The organism is Methylobacterium sp. 88A (assembly GCF_000376345.1).
GTDB classification, from domain to species: Bacteria; Pseudomonadota; Alphaproteobacteria; order Rhizobiales; family Beijerinckiaceae; genus Methylobacterium; species Methylobacterium bullatum.
This window is the reverse complement of record NZ_AQVT01000001.1, coordinates 732,635-752,890: the sequence shown is the minus strand read 5'-3', so window position 1 is coordinate 752,890 and position 20,256 is coordinate 732,635. Positions and strand designations below refer to the sequence as shown.

Genomic DNA, 20,256 nt, shown 5'->3' with positions numbered 1-20,256 from the left:
TCCGAGCGTTGCGGCTCTCCTCCCCTCCCCCTCGCGCGCGGGAGGAAGGGTTCACCTCATCGTGCCAACTCGTCCCAAAACCTGCTCCCCGGCTTCGGGCCTATGCCCGAGCGTCACGCCCCCGCTTCGGCGCGCGCGTCCTTGCGCCCGAACAATTCGCGGAAGACCGGGTAGATGTCGCGCCGATGGTTGACCTTGCGCATGGCGATGGCGCCGCCGGATTTGGCCAGAGCCTCGTAGGTGCGCCACAGGGTGGTGCGGTGCTCGACGAAGCCGGCGCGGGGGCCGTTCTCGTCGCCGACTTCGAGATAGGCGAAGTGCTGGCAGGCGGGCAGGATATGGGCGCGCAGGAGCTCGGTGGAGGTCGGGCCGTCGCTCGACACGTTGTCCCCGTCCGAGGCCTGGGCCGCGTAGATGTTCCAGTCGTTGGGGTCGTAGCGCTCGGTGATGACGCGCTTCATCTCCACCAGCGCTGACGAGACCAGGGTGCCGCCGGTCTCGCGCGAGCCGAAGAACGTCTCCTCGTCCACCTCCGTCGCCTTGTCGGTGTGGCGGATGAAGACGATCTCAACGTGCCGGTAGCGCCGCGTCAGGAAGATGTGGAGCAGGATGTAGAAGCGCTTGGCTAGATCCTTCATGTGCTCGGTCATCGAGCCCGACACATCCATGAGGCAGAACATCACGGCCTGGGCGATGGGGCGCGGATAGGGCTCGAAGCGGCGATAGCGCAGGTCGATCGGATCTACATAGGGGATCCGCTTGGTGCGTTCCCGCAAGGCCTCCAGGGCGAGCCTCATGTCGGGGAGCCGGGGGTCGCTGCCGTCGGCCTCGGCGATGCGGCCTTCGAGCTCCGCGATCTCCTCCGGCTTCGGGCGCTTGAGCGCGATGCGCCGCGACATGGAATTGCGCAGGGTGCGGGTGAGCGCGAGGTTGGCGGGCGAGCCGGACACTGTGTAGCCGGCGCGCCGCAGGCCTTCGGTCTCCACGATCGAGAGGCGGCGCTTGGCCAGATCCGGCAGTTCGAGGTCTTCGAGGAACAGTTCGAGGAACTCGTCCCGCGTCAGCACGAAGTGGAACGCATCCTCGCTGTTCTCGGAGCCCTCCCCGCCCTGGCCGGATCCCTTGCCCCCGCCGCCGCCCTGCGGGCGCTCGATGCGGTCCCCTTCCACATAGGTCTTGTTGCCGGGCAGGATGTAGTCCTGCAGGCCGGTGCCGGATTGGCGGCTGAAGCGGGGCTCGCGCACGCCGTCTCCGGGAACCGTGACGCGCCCGTCCTTGCCGAGGTCCTTGATGTCCTTCTCGCGAGCGGATTCGCGCACGGCGCGCTGGGCCATGTCCTTAACCCGGCGCAGGAAGCGCTGGCGATTTGGAAGGCTCTTGCCTCCGGGATTCAACCGACGGTCAACGATGTGCATCCGGTGCTTTCGTCCTCGCCCTCAAGACCCTGGCCCCTGAGACCCTGGCAGGTTCGACGGTCGTGTCCGGCAGGCACCGCGATGCCCGCCGGCCCTAAGCAGGTTTCGCAGAAGTGGCCCCGGTTCTGCGATCAAAACCTGCGACACATCAAAGAGCTGAGCAGGGCGAAGCGTTGGCTTGCCAACGCGAACCTGCTTAGCCCGCGACCGGACGTGTCGCCGTCCTAACCCGCCTGCTTCACCCGCATGTACCATTCCACCAGACGGCGAACCTGCCGCTCGGTATAGCCTCGCGCGATCATGCGATCGACGAACTCACCGTGCTTCTTCTCCGTCTCGCCGTCCTTCTTGGAACCAAAGGAAATGACCGGAAGCAGTTCCTCCACCTGGCTGAACATCCGCCGCTCGATCACCTCGCGTAGCTTCTCGTAGGACGTCCAGGACGGGTTGCGCCCGCCATGCTGAGCCCGCGAGCGAAGGGCGAACTTGACGACCTCGTTGCGGAAATCCTTCGGGTTGGCGATGCCGGCCGGCTTCTCGATCTTGGTGAGCTCCTGGTTCAGGAGTTCACGGTTGAGGAGCTGCCCGGTCTCGGAATCCTTGAAGTCCTGATCCTCGATCCAGGCATCGGCGTAGTCGATGTAACGGTCGAACAGGTTCTGGCCGTAATCGTGATAGGATTCGAGATAGGCTTTCTGGATTTCATGGCCGATGAACTCGGCATAGCGCGGCGCGAGTTCGGTCTTGATGAACTCGAGATAGCGCTTCTCGGTCTCCGGCGGCAGCTGCTCGCGGCGCAGGGACTGTTCCAACGTGTACATGAGATGGACGGGGTCGGCCGAGACTTCCGTCGTGTCGTGGTTGAACGTGGCCGCCATCACCTTGAAGGCGAAGCGGGTGGAGATGCCGTCCATCCCCTCGTCGACGCCGGCCGCATCCTTGTATTCCTGCATGGAACGGGCGCGGGGATCGACCTCGCGTAGGGATTCGCCGTCATAGACGCGCATCTTCGAGAAGGCGTTGGAATTGGCGTGCTCGCGCAGGCGGGAGAGCACGGAGAACCGGGCCAGCATTTCCAGCGTGCCGGGGGCGCAGGCCGCGTCCGCAAGTTCGGAGCCCGAGACCAGCTTCTCGTAGATCCGCTGTTCTTCGGTCACCCGCAGGCAGTAGGGCACCTTGATGACGTAGATACGGTCGATGAAGGCTTCGTTGTTCTTGTTGGTCTTGAAGGTCTGCCACTCGGACTCGTTCGAGTGCGCCAGAATGATGCCGGTGAACGGGATCGCACCGATATTCTCGGTCCCGACGTAATTGCCCTCCTGCGTCGCCGTGAGCAGCGGGTGCAGCATCTTGATCGGCGCCTTGAACATCTCGACGAATTCGAGGACGCCCTGGTTCGCCCGGTTGAGACCACCGGAATAGGAGTAGGCGTCCGGGTCCGCCTGGGACAGGGTCTCAAGACGGCGGATGTCCACCTTGCCGACGAGGGACGAGATGTCCTGGTTGTTCTCGTCGCCGGGCTCGGTCTTGGCGATGCCGATCTGGCGCAGGCGCGAGGGCCGTACCTTGATCACCTTGAACTGCGAGATGTCACCGTTGAACTCGTCGAGGCGCTTCAAGGCCCAGGGGCTCATCAGGCCGGTGAGGCGACGGCGCGGAATGCCGTAGCGCTCCTGGATCTCGGCGCCCATCACCTCGGGGTCGAACAGGCCCAGCGGGCTCTCGAAGACCGGCGAGACCTCGTTGCCGGCCTTCAGGACGTAGATGGGGTGGACCTCCATCAGGGCCTTGAGGCGTTCGGCGAGGGACGACTTGCCGCCGCCGACGGGGCCGAGGAGGTAGAGGATCTGCTTGCGCTCCTCCAAGCCCTGCGCGGCGTGGCGGAAGAACGAGACGATCCGTTCGATCGTCTCCTCCATGCCGTAGAACTCGGAGAAGGCGGGATAGACCCGGATCGTCCGGTTCATGAACACCCGGCCGAGACGGGCGTCCTTGGCGGTGTCCACGAATTCCGGCTTGCCGATCGCGTCGAGGATACGCTCGGCCGCGGTGGCGTACATGAGGGGCTCGTCCCGGCACGCCTCCATGAACTCGGAAAGGCTCATCTCCGTATCGCGGCGGGCCTCGTAACCGCGGGCAAAGCTCTGGAACAGGTCGTTCGTCGATGGCATTGGCATCCCGATCCCTTCACGACTGACGCAGCTTCATCCTGTCTCGGCTCGGATGCAACTGACAGGCCCAGTTTTGTCGCAGTGCGGTCGCAACGGCAATCGAGCGTGGGAAGCTTGCCACAGTACGGTGCCCGGCGGTGAGAATCGCAGCCGCCGGACCCGTGACGTGGAAGGGGCTCAGGGCCGGATCACAGGTCCGTGGCACTCTTCTTCGTGTCGTCCCCGCCCTTCACTGCCGAGCCGCCGACGGTGATGGTGATGGTCTGGGTGCTGGTTTTCCCGTCGGCTTTCTTGACCTCGACCACCACCTCGTCCGTGCCGGTGAAGCCGTCCTTGCTCTGATAGAAGACGCCCGTCGCGGCGGTCTTCTTGTTGGGGCATTTGTGGCTCGACGGGGTGGTGACGCTGCCGGTCTTGGTGATGAGCGAGCCGTTCTTGGGCGAGGTGCTGATGCGGATCTCCGGCATCGAGCCCGGCTTGCAATCGTCCTTCAGGTTCGAGGCGATGAGGATGCGGACGCTCTTTCCGGGGGCCGCGGTCTCGGTGCGGGTCGCCGTGTCCTGGGCCATGGCCGGGGCGCTGGCGAGCGCGAGAAACAGGCCGGCTGCGAGAAAGGCATTCGATTTGGCGGCGTACATCGGGCGGTCTCCGGTGATGCCTGGCGACCTTATGGGCTGACGTGTGTAAGACCGCCGTGGCCCGCTGCATGTGGGAAGGGGGGAGCCCGCCGTCGAGGGTATCGCGGCGTTTCCTTCGACACCCGAGCCGCGCGATCGTCCTATCAGGAGCGGATTGCGAGATCCGACGGGTCGCTCAGGGTCTGCAACGCATCGCGGCATGCATGGAGGTCGTCGAGGACGGCCTGCAGGGCCAGCCGGTCGTCACCGAGCCGGTCGTCGTCGCTTGCCGCGCCGGGAGCGACCTCTTCGTCGGCCTCGTATTCCCCGGTGTCCAGATCCCGCTGGGTTGGGGCCGCCACTTCGGCCTCGCCGCGCCCCACCGACTGGACGAAGCGGATGCCGTTCTCCTTCAGAACGCGCTGAGCACCGCGAATGGTGTAGCCCTGCTCATGGAGCAGGCGTCGGATGCCCCTGATCAGGTCTACGTCTTCCGGCCGGTAATAGCGCCGACCACCCGCGCGCTTCACCGGCCTGACCTGGGCGAACTTCGTCTCCCAGAACCGGAGAACGTGCTGCGGCACGTCGAGCTCGTCGGCCACTTCGCTGATCGTGCGAAATGCCCCGGGGCGTTTTTCCATCGTGTCGCGATTGTCCACGGAGCCGGGACCACTCCCCTCGAAGGAGCCGTCCCCGCCCCGCGCCCTATCGGCAGGAACCTTGACTGCCAGCGACATGGAAGACCTCAATCGTCGTCTTGTTCCGCGACGCCGTTGACGCCGTTGATCCGGGACTTGAGCACGTTGGACGGCTTGAACACCATGACCTGGCGCGGCTCGATGGCCACTTCGACGCCGGTCTTCGGGTTGCGGCCCACGCGCCGGCCCTTGCCGCGAACGACGAAGGACCCGAACGACGACAGCTTCACCGTTTCACCGGAAGCGAGGCAGGTGCAGATCTCGGACAGCACGGTTTCGACGAGCGCTGCCGATTCCGTCCGCGACAGCCCGACCTGCTGATAGACGGCCTCGCTCAGATCGGCGCGTGTGACCGTCTTCCCTGCCATGCGTCATTCCCCAAAACGAATCGTATTTTCTGACGTATCTCTATGATTGGACACGCTAATCTGCGTTAAGCCGCAGGTCAACAGGACTTGATGGTCAAGCCTCGGCAGCGTGCTCGACCCCGGGCTCGCCTCACCAGCGGATCAGGGCGGCACCCCAGGTGAAACCGCCGCCGATGGCCTCGATCATGACGAGGTCGCGGCGCTTGATCCGACCGTCCTTGCGGGCCGCATCGAGGGCGAGCGGGATGGACGCCGCCGAGGTGTTGCCGTGCCGGTCGACGGTGAGGACGACCTTGCTGCGGTCTATACCGAGCTTGTCGGCGGAGGCCTCGATGATGCGACGGTTCGCCTGATGCGGCACGAACCATGTCAGGTCGTCGGCGCTCGTCCCCGTGGCCGCGAAAGCGTCGGCGATCACATCCGTCACCGAGCCCACGGCGAAGCGGAAGACCTCCTTGCCCTCCATCCGCAGATGACCGGTCGTGCCGGTGGAGCCGGGTCCGCCATCGACGTAGAGTTTCTCACGGTGCCGTCCGTCGGACCGCAGATGGCTGGTGAGCACGCCGCGATCCTCGCTCGTCCCCTCCCCATCCTGGGCTTCGAGGACGATCGCCCCGGCGCCGTCGCCGAACAGCACGCAGGTCGTGCGGTCCTCCCAGTCGAGGATGCGCGAGAACGTCTCGGCGCCGACCACGAGGGCGCGCCGCACGCTTCCGCTCGCGATGAACTTGTCGGCGGTGGAGACGCCGTAGACGAAGCCCGCGCAGACCGCCTGAATATCGAAGGCGAAGCCGGAGCGGATGCCCAGCCCCGCCTGGATCTGGGTCGCCACCGACGGGAAGGTATGATCCGGCGTCGAGGTGGCGCAGAGGACGAGGTCGATATCCTCCGGCCCGAGCCCCGCATCGTCCAGGGCGGCCTTGGCGGCCGCGATCCCCAAGGTCGAGGTGGTCTCGCCGGCACCCGCGAGGTAGCGCTGGCGGATGCCCGTGCGCTGTACGATCCATTCGTCGGACGTGTCGACGGTCTTCGTCAACTCGTCGTTCGTCACGAGACGTGCGGGCAGGGCCGAGCCCGTTCCCACCACTACGGAGCGTGTAACCGCCATGTCAGATCCGATCCGGCATCGACCACCTCATGCGGAGGTGGCCATGGGCGTGAGTTCGAGCATGTCGCGAATGGTCCGCATCAGGTCGTGCCGCGCCATATCGTGCGCGAGATCGACGGCGGCCGCGAAGCCATGGGCGTCTTCCGAGCCATGGCTCTTGATGACGATGCCCTCAAGGCCGAGGAACACGCCGCCATTGGCCCGGCTCGGGTTCATTTTGTCGCGCAACGCCTTGAAGGCCTGCCGGGCGAAGAAGTAGCCGATCTTGGCCGAGAGGGTCCGGCTCATGGCAGCGCGCAGGTAGCTGCCGATCTGCTTGGCCGTGCCTTCCGCGGTCTTCAGCGCGATATTGCCGGTGAAGCCTTCGGTGACCACCACGTCCACGGTGCCCTTGCCGAGGTCGTTGCCTTCCACGAAGCCGTGATAGATCAGGTTCGGTAGATCGCTTTCGCGCAGGCGCCGGGCGGCTTCCTTCACCGCCTCGTTGCCCTTCATCTCCTCGGTCCCGACATTGAGCAGGCCCACCGTCGGCTTATCCAGATCGAACACGATCCTGGCCATGGCGGCGCCCATCAGCGCCATCTCCACGAGATGCTCCGCGTCCGTGCCGATGGTGGCGCCCACATCCAGGACGACGCTCTCGCCGCGCACGGTGGGCCAGAGGCAGGCGATGGCAGGGCGCTCGATGCCGGCCAAGGTCTTCAGGCAGATCTTCGACATCGCCATGAGTGCGCCGGTATTGCCGGCGGAGACGGCCGCATCGGCTTCCCCGTCCTTGACCGCCTGGATCGCGCGCCACATTGAGGACTTGCCTCGGCCCGAACGCACGGCCTGGCTCGGCTTCTCGTCCATGGAGATCGCCACGGAGGTGTGCCTGATCTCCACCGCCCCCTTCAGGCGCGGCTCGGCCGCCACCAGCGGGGCGAGGATGGCCTCGTCCCCGAACATCAGGAACGTCATCTCGGGATGGCGCTCGCGCGCGATGGCGGCGCCCGGCACCACGGTCGTGGGACCGTGGTCGCCGCCCATGGCGTCGAGCGAGATGCACACTCTTTGGGACATGAGGTTCGGCCGGAGGCCTCTTTCAGGATGGACAGACCCTTCTCGAGCGAAGGATCGACGGAACGCCCTTCGGCGAGACGGGATCGACGAGAGGCCTGAACCCGCAATGGGTGGACCCCTCCTCGGCGCGGCGGAAAATAGCGGTTCGAGCCCGGTGGGCAAACGAAATCTCAGCTTTTGCGGAATCCGTGGTTCGCCCCCGGCTCCGTCACTCCGCAAATCCGTTGCCGGGGCCGGAATTCACGCGTCGTCCTGCTTCAGCGCCTTGAGGATGGCCAGCGGCGATTCCCGCTCCTCGGCCACCGGCTCGAAGGCGATGCCGGGCTTGCGCGGATAGGGATCGAGGCCGAGCGCCAGGAATTCGGCGGTGACCTGTCCGAGGTCGATCGTACCGTTGACGATCGGATCCGGGATGTCGGTCTCCTCGTCGCCGGTCTCCTTCTCCGGCTCGCGATCGCTGAACACGATCTCGACGGGCTCGGAAACCTCCGCCTCGAACGGCTCCAGGCTGATCGTGCAGACCTGCGTGACGACGGCCGAGACCGTCCCGGTGATGACGAGATGCGCGGACGTTCCGCTCCATTGCAGCTGGCCCAAAAGGTCACGGATGGCCGGGATTCGGAAATCCGCCGCCAGGGCCGCCTCCTCCTCCGGTGTCGCCTTGATGACGATTCCGGCCCTGTCCCTGGGAAGGCGGTCGACCCGGAAGGGCCGCGACAAGGGCGCAACCGCCGACTTTGCCGTCATGTCAGATATCTCCCGATTGGTTGAGGTTCAGCGGGGATGGGAAGCCCGGCCCGTGCGATATGAGGTGATCGAGGTCGCGTCCATCGAGCAGGTCGACGCTTCTCAGCACGTAGCGCGCGAGGCCGGCACCGGCCTCCGGCGTCTCGGTACCGATGACGTTGCGCGCCAGGGCGGCCTTCAGGCCGTCCTCCTCCCTCGCATCCAGGGCGCCATCGTAACCCGCCGCACGACCGTAGAAGGCCGCACCCAGTTTCTTCATGCGCTTGGGCACGCCGAAATCGCCGACACCGAGTTCGCGCAGCGAGGAATCCAGCTGCAGGAAGACCGCGTTGACCAGATCCTGGGCGATGTCCGCCGCGGGCTGCGGCAACTGGTTCATCCGCCGCAGGACCAGGATGACGTGGAGCGTCAGGCATTCGAAACGGCCCTCCACGGTGTCGGGGACGCCGAGATGGGTATAGAGGGCCGGCTCCCGCGAGGCTTCGTTGATCCGCAGATGCAACGCCTCGACGACGCTGGCGCGCGCGGAGCTTCGCTTGAAGAATCGCGAAATCATGCCGTCCACCGGAGGCGGGAGGGGTGTGGCCGAGCTTGCCTTGTCAAAACCATAACCTCGCGGTACGGCAACCGACAGCCAGGGCGCAAGCTCCACCGGAACGTCCAGGTGGAGATCGGCACCGAGCTATGACGTTCAAACGTCGTGTTGTCTCAACGGATCAAGGGTGGCTGATGTCGCGCCGTTTCGTCTCGTCGATCAGCCGTCTCGCCGTCATCGGCCTTGTCGGCGTGGGAATCTCCGGCTGCATCGGTGAGGATCTCCGGCACGGATACCAGATCGATCAAGCCGCCCTCGCCACGGTGAAGCCGGGCATGAGCGCGGAGCAGGTCCTCCAGATCCTCGGCTCTCCGTCCACGGTCTCCACCGTCGGCAACAAGACGTGGTATTACATCACCCAGAACTCGCGCCGCACGGTGCTGTTCCTCGGGGAGCAGGTGGAGGACCAGAAGGTCACCACCATCTATTTCAACGCCGGCTTCAAGGTGGAGCGTATCGCTCTCTACGGCCTGCAGGACGGCAAGGTGTTCGACTTCATCGAGCGCACCACGCCGACCAGCGGCGCGGATCGCGCCTTCCTCGGCCAGCTGTTCCGCGGCCTCACCAAGTACGAGCCGTTCGGCAGCGGCTCGGGCACGAGCATCGTGCCGGGTGCCAAGAATGGCCTCTGACAAGAGCGGCCTTTCGCGCCGCCATCCGCGGTAAACGAAAAAGCCGCGCGCCCCATGGGACGCGCGGCTTTTTCATATCTCTTGCGAACGAGGAACGACGAAGGCCTACGCCGCCGCCTTGCGGGCGATGGCGGCGAGCGCCTCTCGCGGGTCGATGCGACCGTCATAGAGCGCCCGCCCGGTGATCGCGCCGGCCAGCATCGCGCAATCCGGCTCTAGCAGACGATGGACGTCCTCGATGGAGGCCAAGCCGCCCGAGGCGATGACCGGGATCGTCACGGCCTCGGCGAGGGCGAGGGTCATCTCGATGTTGAGCCCCTTGAGGATGCCGTCGCGGGCGATGTCGGTGTAGATGATCGCGGCCACGCCCGCGTCCTCGAACCGGCGCCCCAATTCCTCGGCCGTGGTGCTGGAGGTCTTGGCCCAGCCTTCCACCGCCACGCGACCGTCCTTGGCATCGACACCGACGGCGATCTTGCCCGGATACAGGCGGGCCGCCTCGCGCACGAAGGCCGGATCGCGCACGGCGGCCGTGCCGATGATGACCCGACTGACACCCTTCTCGATCCAGGCCTCGACGGTGCGCATCTCGCGGATACCGCCGCCGAGCTGGACCGGAAGGTTCGTGCGGGCGAGGATGGCATCGACGGCGGAGGCGTTCATCGGAGCGCCGGCGAAGGCGCCGTCGAGATCGACCACGTGAAGCCAGGAGAAGCCCTGCTCCTCGAACACGCTCGCCTGGGCGGCCGGATCGTCGCTGAAGACGATGGCTTGCGCCATGTCCCCCTGGACGAGGCGAACGCAACGCCCTTCCTTGAGATCGATCGCCGGAAACAGGATCACGGTGAATGTCGCTTTCTGAATGTCGATGAGCCGATGGGCCGTCTACGGGCGCCAACGCAGGAAGTTCGCGAGCAGTGCCAGACCGAGATGCTGGCTCTTCTCAGGGTGGAACTGGGTGCCGGCGACGTTGTCCCGGGCCACGAGGGCGGTGACCGGTCCGCCATACTCGCTCTCCGCGACGACATCCGTCCGGTCCGTCGGGTCGAGGGCGTAGCTGTGCACGAAATAGGCGTGCAGCCCATCCTCCCCCGTGGGGATGCCGTCGAGAAGCGCGTGCGGGCGCTCGGGCCGCAGGGTGTTCCACCCCATATGCGGGATCTTGAGGTCGGGATCGGACGGGCGGATCGGGCGGACGTCGCCGGCGATCCAGCCGAGCCCCGGCGTGATCTCGTATTCGAGACCCCGGCTTGCGAGGAGTTGCATGCCGACGCAGATGCCGAGGAACGGGCGGCCCCGGTCATGCGCCGCATGCGTCATCGCCTCGACCATGCCGTCGACGGAATCGAGGCCCTTGCGGCAATCGGCATAGGCACCGACACCGGGGAGAACCACGCGGTCGGCGGACGACACCGTGTCGGGATCGCTGGTGACGACGATGCGGGTCGCGCCAAGTCCCGCCTCGCGGGCGGCGCGCTCGAACGCCTTGGCGGCCGAATGCAGGTTGCCCGACCCGTAATCGATGATCGCGACGGTCTCGGACATCATGACCGACGGGGCTCGGCGAAGGGGAACATACCGAGGGCGGTATCGACCGAACGCAGAGATGCCGCGGGATAGGCGCTCGAACCCGAGCGGACCACGGGGGGAGCCGTCAGCCAGCGGTTCACGGCCTTGATCTCGGCCTCTTCGGCGGAATGAGCGACCACGGCATCGCGGGCGGGACGACCACGCCTGGCATAGGTCCAGCGGCGCAGGCTGGACGCCTCCATCCCCACGAGGAGGAGGAGCAGGACCGTGATCAGGAAGCCCGCGAAGGTGCCGAGCCCCAGGAAACGGCCGGCGAAACCGGCTGCCACGAGCAGGGCCAGCACACCGAGACCGGCCAGCCAGAGCCGATGGAAGAAGAACCACAGCGGACCGAACACGAACGCCCGCAGCGAGAAGCCGTCCGGAACCAGGACGGCACTCTCGAGGCCGTGGGATTCGCCGGCGATGGTGTCCGATGGCAGATGGAACGTGTAGGTGCGCATGCGTGTGTCCGCCTCTTCCCGCCCGTGAAAGCCCTACAGAGAACCCTTCGTCGAGGGGATGCGACCTTCCTCACGCGGATCGACCGCAACGGCTTTCCGCAAGGCGCGGGCCAAACCCTTGAAGCAGCTCTCCGCGATATGGTGAGCGTTGTCACCGTACAAGGTCTCGACGTGCAGGGTGATCCCGGCATTCATGGCGAAGGCCTGGAACCACTCGCGAACCAGCTCGGTGTCGAACTGCCCGATCTTCTCCGCCTTGAACGCGGTGCGGAAGACGAGGAACGGCCGCCCGGAAATGTCGATGGAGACCCGTGTCAGCGCTTCGTCCATGGGCAGGTGGATGTCCGCGTAGCGGGCGATGCCCCGCTTGTCGCCCAGTGCCTGGGCAAAGGCCTGACCGAGGGCGATTCCGGTATCCTCGACGGTGTGGTGGTGATCCACATGGAGGTCGCCGGTGACCTTGGCCTCCACGTCGAACAGCCCGTGCCGGGCGAAGAGCTCCAGCATATGGTCGAAGAACCCGACCCCCGTCGAAATCGCCGCCTTGCCGGTTCCATCGAGCCCGATGGACACGTGGACGTCGGTCTCCGCCGTGCGGCGGCTGATGCTCGCGGAACGCATCGTCGAAGGGTCGCTCATGGTTTGACCGTCACGTGAAGGGCCGTCTTCTGAAGCATCGGCGTGGATGATCGATGCAACGTCTCGGCTCGATGCCGAACGCATACACCGGATCATCGATCCGGATGGGATATCGGGATCAACGCTCTAGAGGCAAATGCCTTCTCGTGGGAAGGCCTTGCCATCGAATGCCTGCATGGTCAGGCGGCGAGGACCCGGCCAGCCACCGCGTCGAGCTTGGCCAGCAGCTCGGGATCGCGGTGGGACGGAGCCGTCATGATCGCGCCGTCGAGGGCGCGATGCGAGCCCGCGGGGCATTCCTCCCGCTCCGTGGGGAAATCGCGGGCGATCCGCGAGACGAGGCGGGCGGCCTTGTCCGCATTCGCGCGGGCGACGGCGACGACGGAGGCCACGTCCACATCGGCATGGCCCGGATGCCAGCAATCGAAATCCGTCACCATGGCGATGGTGGCGAAGGTGATCTCCGCCTCACGGGCGAGCTTGGCCTCCGGCATGTTGGTCATGCCGATCACGTCGTAGCCCAGACCCTTGTAGGTGCGGGACTCGGCGAAGGACGAGAATTGCGGGCCTTCCATGCAGACATAAGTGCCGCCGCGATGGATCGGCAGATCCTCGGCCGCTGCCGCTGCGGCGATGCGAGCCTGGAGGGCCGGCCCGACGGGGTGGGCGAAGGGCACGTGGGCGACGCAGCCATTGCCGAAGAACGAGGATTCCCGGCCATGGGTGCGGTCGACGAACTGGTCGACGAGGACGAACAGGCCCGGATGCAGCTCGCTCCTGAACGACCCACAGGCCGAGATCGACACGAGGTCGGTGACGCCGGCCCGTTTCATGACGTCGATATTGGCGCGGTAGTTGATGCCGGACGGAGAAAGACGGTGGCCGCGTCCGTGACGGGCGAGGAAGACCACCTTGGTCGCGCCGATCCGGCCGATCCGCAGCGAATCGGAGGGCTCCCCCCAGGGAGAACGGATCGCCTCCTCGCGAATGTCTTCGAGGCCCGGCAGATCGTAGACACCGGATCCGCCCATCACGCCGAGCACTGCTGCGGTCATGCCGAATCTCCTGTCGTCGTCGCGATGGCGCGTCGGGCGCGCCGTCATGGTGGAAACGAAAACGGGCTCGCGACAGCGAGCCCGTTCGTCGTGATCCGCCTTTAAGGGGCTCAGCTCGTCTTGTGAAGCTCCGGCTGCATGCCATGAGCTTCGCCGCCCACATCCGCCCAGACCTTCTTCTTCACGTAGTAGAGAAGGCCCGACAGGACGAGCAGGAACAGGATGACGCGGAAGCCCAGGGCCTTGCGGGCCTCCATGTGCGGCTCGGCCGCCCAGGACATGAACGCCGCAACGTCGTGCGAGTATTGCTCCGCCGTCTCGGGAACGACGGGGTTGCCGTCGGCGCCCTTGGCATAGGTCACCTGGCCGTCGCTCAGGGGCTTGGCCATCGCGATGAGGTGGCCGGGATAGTACTTGTTGTAGTTCGTGCCCGCCGGGACATCCATTCCCTTCGGGGCGTCCTCGTAGCCGTTCAGGAGAGCATGGATGTAATCCACTCCCTGTTCCGAATAGCCGATGAAGGGCATCGCATCGAAGATGAAGTAGGGGAAGCCGCGCTCGTAGGTGCGGGCCTTGGCCAGCACCGAGAAGTCGGGCGGGGCCTTGCCGCCATTGGCGGCGGCGGCGGCTTTCTCGTTCGGGAAGGGCGACGGGAAGGCGTCGGCCGGGCGACCGGGCCGCTCGAACATGTCGCCGGAATCGTTCGGCCCGTCCTTGATCTTGTACTCGGCCGAAAGAGCCTTGACCTGACCCGCCGTGAAGCCCGGCCCGCCCTTCTCGGCGAGGTTGCGGAACTTTACGAGGTTCATGCTGTGGCAGTTGGAGCAGACCTCCCGATAGATCTGAAAGCCGCGCTGCAGCTGGGCCTCGTCGAACTTGCCGAACACGCCGGCGAAGCTCCACTTCTCGCGGGGCGGGTTCGGGGTCGAGTGACTGTCCTCGGCGCCGGCCGAAGCCGAGCCGAGAAGGATCGCGATGAGCGTGGCGGCGAGGACGCGCGATGTGTTCATGCTGTTCACGATCCGCACCTCAACCCTTCGACGATGGCGCGGCGGCCGCACCGGCTGGCATACCCGAACCGCCATATTGCGGATGAGGTCCGGTCACGCTCTCCAGGATCGATCCCGGCATGGCCTTCGGCGTCTCGAACAGCCCCACCAGCGGCATCACGATGAGGAAATGCGCGAAGTAGTAGGCAGTGCAGATCCGCGAGGCGAGGACGTAGCCGCCTTCCGGTGGCTTGGCGCCGAGCCATCCGAGAATCACGCAGACGGCCACGAACAGCCAGAAGAACTGGCGGTAGATCGGGCGGTAGTTGGCCGAGCGGACCCGCGACGTGTCGAGCCAGGGCGCGAAGGCCAGGATGATCACGGCGCTGAACATCAGGATGACGCCGCCGAGCTTGTCCGGCACCGCGCGGAGAATCGCGTAGAACGGCAGGAAGTACCATTCCGGCACGATGTGGGCGGGTGTCACCGAGGCGTTGGCGGGGACGTAATTGTCCGCGTGGCCCAGGTAGTTCGGCTGGTAGAAGATCCAGTAGGCGAAGAACACGAAGAACACGACGACGGCGAAGACGTCCTTGATCGTCGCGTAGGGCGTGAACGGCACCGCGTCCTTGCCGCTCTTGATCGGGATGCCGGTCGGGTTGTTCTGACCGGTGACGTGCAGTGCCCAGACGTGGAGGACCACGACGCCGAGGATCATGAAGGGCAGCAGGTAGTGAAGCGAGAAGAAGCGGTTGATCGTCGGGTTGCCGACGGAATAGCCGCCCCAGAGCAGGCTCTGGATCGTGTCGCCGACGATCGGGATCGCGGCCAGGATGTTGGTGATGACGGTGGCGCCCCAGAAGCTCATCTGGCCCCACGGCAGGGTGTAGCCGAGGAAGGCGGTGGCCATCATCAGAAGGTAGATGATGACGCCCAGGATGTAGAGCACCTCGCGTGGGGCCTTGTACGACCCGTAATAGAGCGCGCGGAAGATGTGGACGTAGACCGCCACGAAGAACATCGAGGCGCCGTTGGCGTGCATGTAGCGCAGCAACCAGCCGTAATTCACGTCGCGCATGATGTGCTCGACGGAGTTGAAGGCGTTGCCGGCGGAGGGATCGTAATGCATCGCCAGCCAGATGCCGGTGACGATCTGCGACATCAGCATCGCCATCAGGATGGCGCCGAAGGTCCAGAAATAGTTGAGGTTCCGCGGGACCGGGAAGGCGATGAACGACGAATGGACCAGCCCGACGATGGGCAGCCGCGATTCGAACCACTTGGCGATCCGACTCTTGGGGACGTAGGTGGCGTGACCGCTCATGTGGTTACCCGCTTCCAAGTCTGTTTCGCTCTGATCCGTCGCGTGCCCTCGCGCGTCGGACCCCCTCCCTCACCGCCCATGGGCGATGGTCCCGAGATCAGGCGACGGCCTTACCGCCGTCTTCACCGATCCGGATCTTGGTGTCGTTCAGGAACGCGTAGGGGGGAACCGGCAGGTTGGTCGGCGCCGGTCCACGGCGCACGCGGCCGGACGTGTCGTAGAGCGAGCCGTGGCAGGGGCAGGACCAGCCTTCGTACTGGCCCTGATGCCCGATCGGGACGCAGCCGAGATGGGTGCAGTTGCCGTAGACCACGAGCCATTTGGCGTGGCCTTCCTTGACGCGTGCGGAATCGGGCTGAGGGTCGATGAGCTCGCTGAGCTTTACAGCCTCCGATTCCTTGATCTCCTTCTCGGAACGGTTCCGCACGAAGATCAGCTTGCCGCGCCAGAACACGTTGACGATCTGGCCCTCTTGGATCGGCGTGAGATCCACTTCGAGGGGGGCGCCGGCCGCGATCACTTCCGCGTCGGGCGCCATCGACGCCACGAAGGGCCAGGCCAGGGCACCGGCGCCCACGGCGAGGCCCGCACCGGTCGCCAGGAACAGGAAGTCGCGGCGGGAGCCGTCGGGACCTGATGTGGGAGGGGTGTTCGCCAAGATGGACACTCCGGTCAGGATGGCGCCGGCTCGGGCCGCCCGCAGATCGAGGACGCGCCGCTTCCGTTCGCCGACAATTAGAGGCGCTCGAAAGAAGCACGCAGGCAGACGCAGACACGATTGTACCGGGCGGTGCAATGCGACCGGGCGTCACCCGAGACAAGCCTTCTGAGGCACGTTTGTCTGGCACGCCAGATGCGAATTTGTCCAGAGTAGGTCCGTGACGGGACGCGGCATTCGTCACGGGCGCACAATGACGCTGCCACTGAGGGACAGCCAGCGCCGCACCAGCATCACGGCGACCACGGCCAGACCGGCGCAGAAGCCCATCCAGATCCCCGAGCCGCCGTATCCGAGCCCCCAGGCGGCAAGGATGCCGGCCGGAATGCCGACGATCCAGTAGCCGAACAGGGCGATGGCCATGGGAATGCGCGTGTCCTGCATCCCCCGCAGGGCGCCGAGCGCCACCGACTGGATGCCGTCCGCCATGGCGAAGAGTGCGGCAAAGCCGATGAAGGTGATCGCATAGGGGATCACTTCGGCATTGCCGGGAGCCTCCAGATCGAGGAACAGCCCGATCAGCGGGCGCGGCAGGGTCACCTGCGCGAGGGCGCATGCGCTCATGAAGCCGAAGCCCAGGAGGATCGCGATGGTGCCGGCCCGGCGCATGGCCATGCGATCCCCCGCCCCGAAGGCGCGGCCGACCCTCACCGTGGCCGCCTGACCGATGCCGTTGGGCACCATGAAGCAGATCGCGGCGATCTGGATCGTCACCGCATGGGCCGCAAGCGGCGCCGTACCGAACAGGCCCATGCCGAGGACGGCGGCCTCGAACAGGCTCGCCTCGGCCAGACCCGTCGCCGCCATGGGCAGGCCGAGCCGGAACATGGTCGCGAGGCGCGCGGCATTGGGGCGCCAGACACCGAGGAAGAGCCGTCGCCGGCGAAGGGACGGCGCCAGCATCATCACGCCGACGAGGGCGGCCAGGGACAGAAACGCGGCCAGCGTCGTGGCGAGGCCGACACCGACCATGCCGAGGCCGAGCAGCCCCGGCCCCTCGAAGGCGAGCCAGATCGCGAGCCCGACATTCACCGGCAACGCCGCGATGCTGATGGCAAGGGGCCAGCCGGGCCGCTCCAGGGCGGAGAGGCTGGCGCGCAGAGCCATGAACGCCAAAGCCGGCCACATCGACCATTGCAGGGCGCGCATGTAGAGGCCGGCATCCTCGGCGAGCTTCGGCTGCTGTCCCATCGCGAGAAGCAGGGGCTCGGTGTGCCAGAGCGCCAGCATCACCGGGATGATCGCGATGGTGACGGCCCATAGCCCGGCCCCCACGATGCGGCGCACGTCGTCATCGGCAGAATCGCCACGACCAATTGCGACCGCGATCAGGGGGGAGACCGCCGAGGCGAGGCCGATCCCGCAGATGAACAGGATGAAGTAGAGGCTCGTCGCCAGGGCGCCGGCCGCGAGCGGCTCCGCGCCGAGACGCCCGAGGAGCACCACATCAGCCGTGACGAGGCCATGCTGCGCGAGATTGGTCAGGATCAGCGGGGCGGCCAGAACCAGCGTCGCCCGCAGCTCCGTGAGCCACGGACCGCGCGAGGGCCGCCGCCGCTCAGCTGCCCCAGCCGAAACGTCGAGAGCGATCATTCCGCTGCGTCCTCGTAGACGGTCGGCGTGACGTCACCGAGAAAGCCGCCGGACTGGCGCTCCCACAGGCGCGCATAGAGCCCACCGGTGCGGATCAGTTCCGCATGGGTCCCCTCCTCCACGATACGCCCGGCATCGATCACGATCAGCCGGTCGAGGGCTGCGATTGTGGAAAGCCGGTGCGCGATGGCGAGCACGGTCTTGCCCTGCATGAGGGTGTCGAGACTGTCCTGGATCGCCGCCTCGACCTGGCTGTCGAGGGCCGAGGTGGCCTCGTCGAGGATCAGGATCGGCGCGTTCTTCAGGATGACGCGCGCGATGGCGATGCGCTGGCGCTGGCCGCCGGAGAGCTTCACGCCCCGCTCGCCGACCTGGGCGTCGTAGCCTGTTCGTCCCTTGTTATCGACGAGGCCGGCAATGAACCCGTCAGCCTCCGCCAGACGCGCCGCCCGCTGGATCTCCTCCAGAGTCGCGTCCGGTCTGCCATAGGCGATGTTGTCGCGGATCGACCGGTGCAAGAGGGAGGTGTCCTGCGTCACCATGGCGATCGCTCCGCGCAGCGATTCCTGCGTGACGCCGGCGATGTCCTGGCCGTCGATGAGGATCCGGCCGTTCTGGATGTCGTGCAGCCGAAGCAGAAGCGCGGTCAGCGTGGTCTTGCCCGCGCCGCTGATTCCGACGAGGCCGACCTTCTCACCCGGGTGGATATGCAGGCTGAAATCCTGGATGACGGACGGTGTGCCGTCGCCGTAGCGGAAGCCGACCCGATCGAAACGGATGTCGCCGCCGCTCACTGCGAGGGTCCGGGCGTCGGGCCGGTCGACGATCCCGTGAGGCCGCGAGATCGTCTGCATGCTCTCTTGGATCACGCCGACATTCTCGAAAATGCCGCGCACCGTCTGCATGACCCAGCCGGACATCGCCATCAGGCGCAGGACGAGGGCCAGACCCGCCGCCGCCTCGCCGGTGGTCATGCCGCCCCGCCGCCACAGGACGAAGCAGGCCGTGGCGGTGGCGACGATGAGCGTGCTGTTGAGCAGGCCCAGCAGCGTCGTGGTGGTGGTGACGAGCCGGAACTGGTGGAGATGGGCGACCGTATGCACGTCGATGGCGTCGCGCACGGCCGCGCGCTCCTCGCGGTCGCGGGCGAAGAGCTTCACCGTGAGGATGTTGGTATAGCTGTCGACGATCCGACCGATGAGGAGGGAGCGCGTATCGGCCGTCACGAGGGAGCGCGCACGGGCACGGGGCACGAACCACCAAGTCAGCACCGAATAGGCCGCGACCCAGACGACCACCGGCAGGGCCATCCAGAGGGAGATGGAGCCGAACAGGCCCACCGCCGTGACGGCGTAGATCGCCACGTAGAGCAGCGTATCGATGAAGACCACGGCCAGCTCGCGCACGGCCGGGCCGACCTGGACGACCCGGTTGGCGAGCCGGCCGGCGAAATCCGCCTGGAAATACGAGAGCGAGTGACCGAGGGTGTAGAGATGCGTGCGCCAGCGGACCTGGTTGGTCGCCTGCGGCACGAGGAGCTGGTTCGACATCACCTCGTGCAGCCAGACCGTGAAGGGTCGCACCACGAGAAGCAGCATCGCCGCGAGGCCGATCTTGAAGCCGTGCTCCTCCAGTACCGTCGCGCGGTCGGCCGTATTCAGGAGATCGATGAACCAGCCCATGAGCAGGTAGAGCGACGCTTCCACCGTTCCGGCCGCGATGGCCACGAGGAAGAGCAACACCAGGGCGACCCGCATCGGCTTCAGGTAGAAGGCAGCGAAGCCCGTCACCGTCTTGGGAGGCATCCGGCCGTCTTCGAAGGACGCGAACGGGTCGATGCGGCGCTCGAGCCAATCGAGAAACATAATCTGGTCCGGTGTTGGAGACTTGCCTGAGGTAGTGGGCCTTGACGACGTGCCAACCGCGAGGCGATGCCGCAGACGCAATGCAGCCGCCCGGTCCGATGCTCCGTCTCGCCCTCTATCAGCCCGACATTCCCCAGAATACGGGGACGATCCTGCGGATGGCAGCGTGCCTCGACGTGGCCGTCGACATCATCGAGCCGGCAGGATTCGATGTGTCCGACCGGCATCTGCGCCGTTCGGGCCTCGATTATCTCGACCATGTGGCGATCACGAGGCATCACTCCTGGGCAACCTTCTCGCAGTGGCGGGAAAAGACCGGCACGAGGCTCGTCCTCGCCACGACCGCCGGCGCCCTCCCCTACACCGCCTTCGCCTTCCTCCCCGGCGACTGCATCCTGCTGGGTCGGGAATCGGCGGGCGTCCCCGCATCCGTCCACGAGGCGGCCGATGCCCGGATCGTCATTCCCATCCGCGAGGGCATGCGCTCGCTCAACATCGCCGTGGCGGCGGCGATGATCCTCGGCGAGGGGCTGAGACAGATCGGGTCGAGCGCGTGACATGATTTTGAACGGCGTGCAGTTCAGCACTTGAACGGCGTGCAAATATCGGCGAGACCATGAGTGTGAA

Annotated in this window: 21 protein-coding genes; 2 read left to right on the top strand and 19 right to left on the bottom strand. The window is 66.1% G+C overall.

All coding sequences use genetic code 11. From position 1 onward, the window contains the following. Window positions 1-113 precede the first annotated feature (113 nt). The 9 genes from A3OM_RS0103460 to A3OM_RS0103420 all read right to left on the bottom strand — a co-directional run bounded on the left by A3OM_RS0103460 (window position 114) and on the right by A3OM_RS0103420 (window position 8,742). Window positions 114-1,415, bottom strand: a complete 1,302-nt coding sequence (locus tag A3OM_RS0103460; protein WP_018042330.1) for a YeaH/YhbH family protein — start codon at window positions 1,413-1,415, stop codon at window positions 114-116. Between the two features lie 224 nt (window positions 1,416-1,639). Then, window positions 1,640-3,592: a PrkA family serine protein kinase gene (locus tag A3OM_RS0103455; RefSeq protein WP_026175676.1), complete on the bottom strand. Its 1,953-nt coding sequence runs from the start codon at window positions 3,590-3,592 to the stop codon at window positions 1,640-1,642. Between the two features lie 182 nt (window positions 3,593-3,774). Next, window positions 3,775-4,224, bottom strand: coding sequence for a hypothetical protein (locus tag A3OM_RS0103450; RefSeq protein WP_018042328.1), 450 nt, complete (start codon window positions 4,222-4,224; stop codon window positions 3,775-3,777). Between the two features lie 143 nt (window positions 4,225-4,367). Further along, window positions 4,368-4,844, bottom strand: coding sequence for a MerR family transcriptional regulator (locus A3OM_RS0103445; protein ID WP_043764437.1), 477 nt, complete (start codon window positions 4,842-4,844; stop codon window positions 4,368-4,370). Window positions 4,845-4,948: 104 nt separating this feature from the next. Then, the gene (locus A3OM_RS0103440; RefSeq protein WP_018042326.1) at window positions 4,949-5,269 is read right to left on the bottom strand and encodes an integration host factor subunit alpha; all 321 of its coding nucleotides are present in this window, start codon (window positions 5,267-5,269) and stop codon (window positions 4,949-4,951) included. Between the two features lie 130 nt (window positions 5,270-5,399). Continuing rightward, on the bottom strand, window positions 5,400-6,377 hold the full coding sequence (locus A3OM_RS0103435) for a beta-ketoacyl-ACP synthase III (RefSeq protein WP_026175674.1): 978 nt from the start codon (window positions 6,375-6,377) through the stop codon (window positions 5,400-5,402). 27 nt (window positions 6,378-6,404) lie between these two features. Continuing rightward, window positions 6,405-7,439, bottom strand: coding sequence for a phosphate acyltransferase PlsX (plsX, locus tag A3OM_RS0103430; protein ID WP_026175673.1), 1,035 nt, complete (start codon window positions 7,437-7,439; stop codon window positions 6,405-6,407). 240 nt (window positions 7,440-7,679) lie between these two features. After that, on the bottom strand, window positions 7,680-8,186 hold the full coding sequence (locus A3OM_RS0103425; RefSeq protein WP_018042323.1) for a DUF177 domain-containing protein: 507 nt from the start codon (window positions 8,184-8,186) through the stop codon (window positions 7,680-7,682). A 1-nt stretch (window position 8,187) separates the two neighbouring features. After that, on the bottom strand, window positions 8,188-8,742 hold the full coding sequence (locus tag A3OM_RS0103420; protein WP_026175672.1) for a ubiquinol-cytochrome C chaperone family protein: 555 nt from the start codon (window positions 8,740-8,742) through the stop codon (window positions 8,188-8,190). Between the two features lie 173 nt (window positions 8,743-8,915). Between A3OM_RS0103420 and A3OM_RS0103415 the strand changes: the two genes are divergently transcribed. Further along, window positions 8,916-9,413: an outer membrane protein assembly factor BamE gene (locus tag A3OM_RS0103415; RefSeq protein ID WP_018042321.1), complete on the top strand. Its 498-nt coding sequence runs from the start codon at window positions 8,916-8,918 to the stop codon at window positions 9,411-9,413. Window positions 9,414-9,518: 105 nt separating this feature from the next. On the opposite strand, the gene hisA is transcribed toward A3OM_RS0103415, so the two are convergent. The 10 genes from hisA to A3OM_RS0103365 all read right to left on the bottom strand — a co-directional run bounded on the left by hisA (window position 9,519) and on the right by A3OM_RS0103365 (window position 19,629). Further along, on the bottom strand, window positions 9,519-10,256 hold the full coding sequence (hisA, locus tag A3OM_RS0103410; RefSeq protein ID WP_018042320.1) for a 1-(5-phosphoribosyl)-5-[(5-phosphoribosylamino)methylideneamino]imidazole-4-carboxamide isomerase: 738 nt from the start codon (window positions 10,254-10,256) through the stop codon (window positions 9,519-9,521). A gap of 42 nt (window positions 10,257-10,298) precedes the next feature. Beyond that, window positions 10,299-10,961 carry an imidazole glycerol phosphate synthase subunit HisH gene (gene hisH, locus A3OM_RS0103405; protein ID WP_018042319.1) on the bottom strand — a complete coding sequence of 221 codons (663 nt, stop codon included), beginning with the start codon at window positions 10,959-10,961 and terminating at the stop codon, window positions 10,299-10,301. Further along, complete coding sequence (locus tag A3OM_RS0103400; protein ID WP_018042318.1) at window positions 10,958-11,446, bottom strand: DUF2628 domain-containing protein; 489 nt, start codon at window positions 11,444-11,446, stop codon at window positions 10,958-10,960. The genes hisH and A3OM_RS0103400 overlap by 4 nt, the downstream gene beginning before the upstream one ends. Window positions 11,447-11,479: 33 nt before the next feature. Beyond that, window positions 11,480-12,067 (bottom strand): imidazoleglycerol-phosphate dehydratase HisB, encoded by a 588-nt coding sequence (gene hisB, locus A3OM_RS0103395; protein ID WP_018042317.1) that lies wholly within the window; start codon window positions 12,065-12,067, stop codon window positions 11,480-11,482. A 197-nt stretch (window positions 12,068-12,264) separates the two neighbouring features. Then, entirely contained in the window at window positions 12,265-13,140 is an 876-nt protein-coding gene (locus tag A3OM_RS0103390) for an S-methyl-5'-thioadenosine phosphorylase (protein WP_018042316.1), read from the bottom strand. Window positions 13,141-13,250: 110 nt separating this feature from the next. Next, a complete protein-coding gene (locus A3OM_RS0103385) occupies window positions 13,251-14,150 on the bottom strand; it encodes a cytochrome c1 (protein WP_026175671.1) in 900 nt (299 codons plus the stop codon). Between the two features lie 19 nt (window positions 14,151-14,169). Continuing rightward, window positions 14,170-15,453: a cytochrome b N-terminal domain-containing protein gene (locus A3OM_RS0103380; protein WP_018042314.1), complete on the bottom strand. Its 1,284-nt coding sequence runs from the start codon at window positions 15,451-15,453 to the stop codon at window positions 14,170-14,172. 97 nt (window positions 15,454-15,550) lie between these two features. Continuing rightward, the gene (gene petA, locus A3OM_RS0103375; protein WP_026175670.1) at window positions 15,551-16,111 is read right to left on the bottom strand and encodes a ubiquinol-cytochrome c reductase iron-sulfur subunit; all 561 of its coding nucleotides are present in this window, start codon (window positions 16,109-16,111) and stop codon (window positions 15,551-15,553) included. Window positions 16,112-16,351: 240 nt separating this feature from the next. Continuing rightward, window positions 16,352-17,764, bottom strand: a complete 1,413-nt coding sequence (locus A3OM_RS0103370) for an MATE family efflux transporter (protein WP_018042312.1) — start codon at window positions 17,762-17,764, stop codon at window positions 16,352-16,354. Further along, window positions 17,761-19,629 (bottom strand): ABC transporter ATP-binding protein, encoded by a 1,869-nt coding sequence (locus A3OM_RS0103365; protein WP_018042311.1) that lies wholly within the window; start codon window positions 19,627-19,629, stop codon window positions 17,761-17,763. The genes A3OM_RS0103370 and A3OM_RS0103365 overlap by 4 nt, the downstream gene beginning before the upstream one ends. Before the next feature lie 98 nt (window positions 19,630-19,727). Between A3OM_RS0103365 and A3OM_RS0103360 the strand changes: the two genes are divergently transcribed. Further along, window positions 19,728-20,186: a tRNA (cytidine(34)-2'-O)-methyltransferase gene (locus A3OM_RS0103360; RefSeq protein ID WP_026175669.1), complete on the top strand. Its 459-nt coding sequence runs from the start codon at window positions 19,728-19,730 to the stop codon at window positions 20,184-20,186. Window positions 20,187-20,256 lie beyond the last annotated feature (70 nt).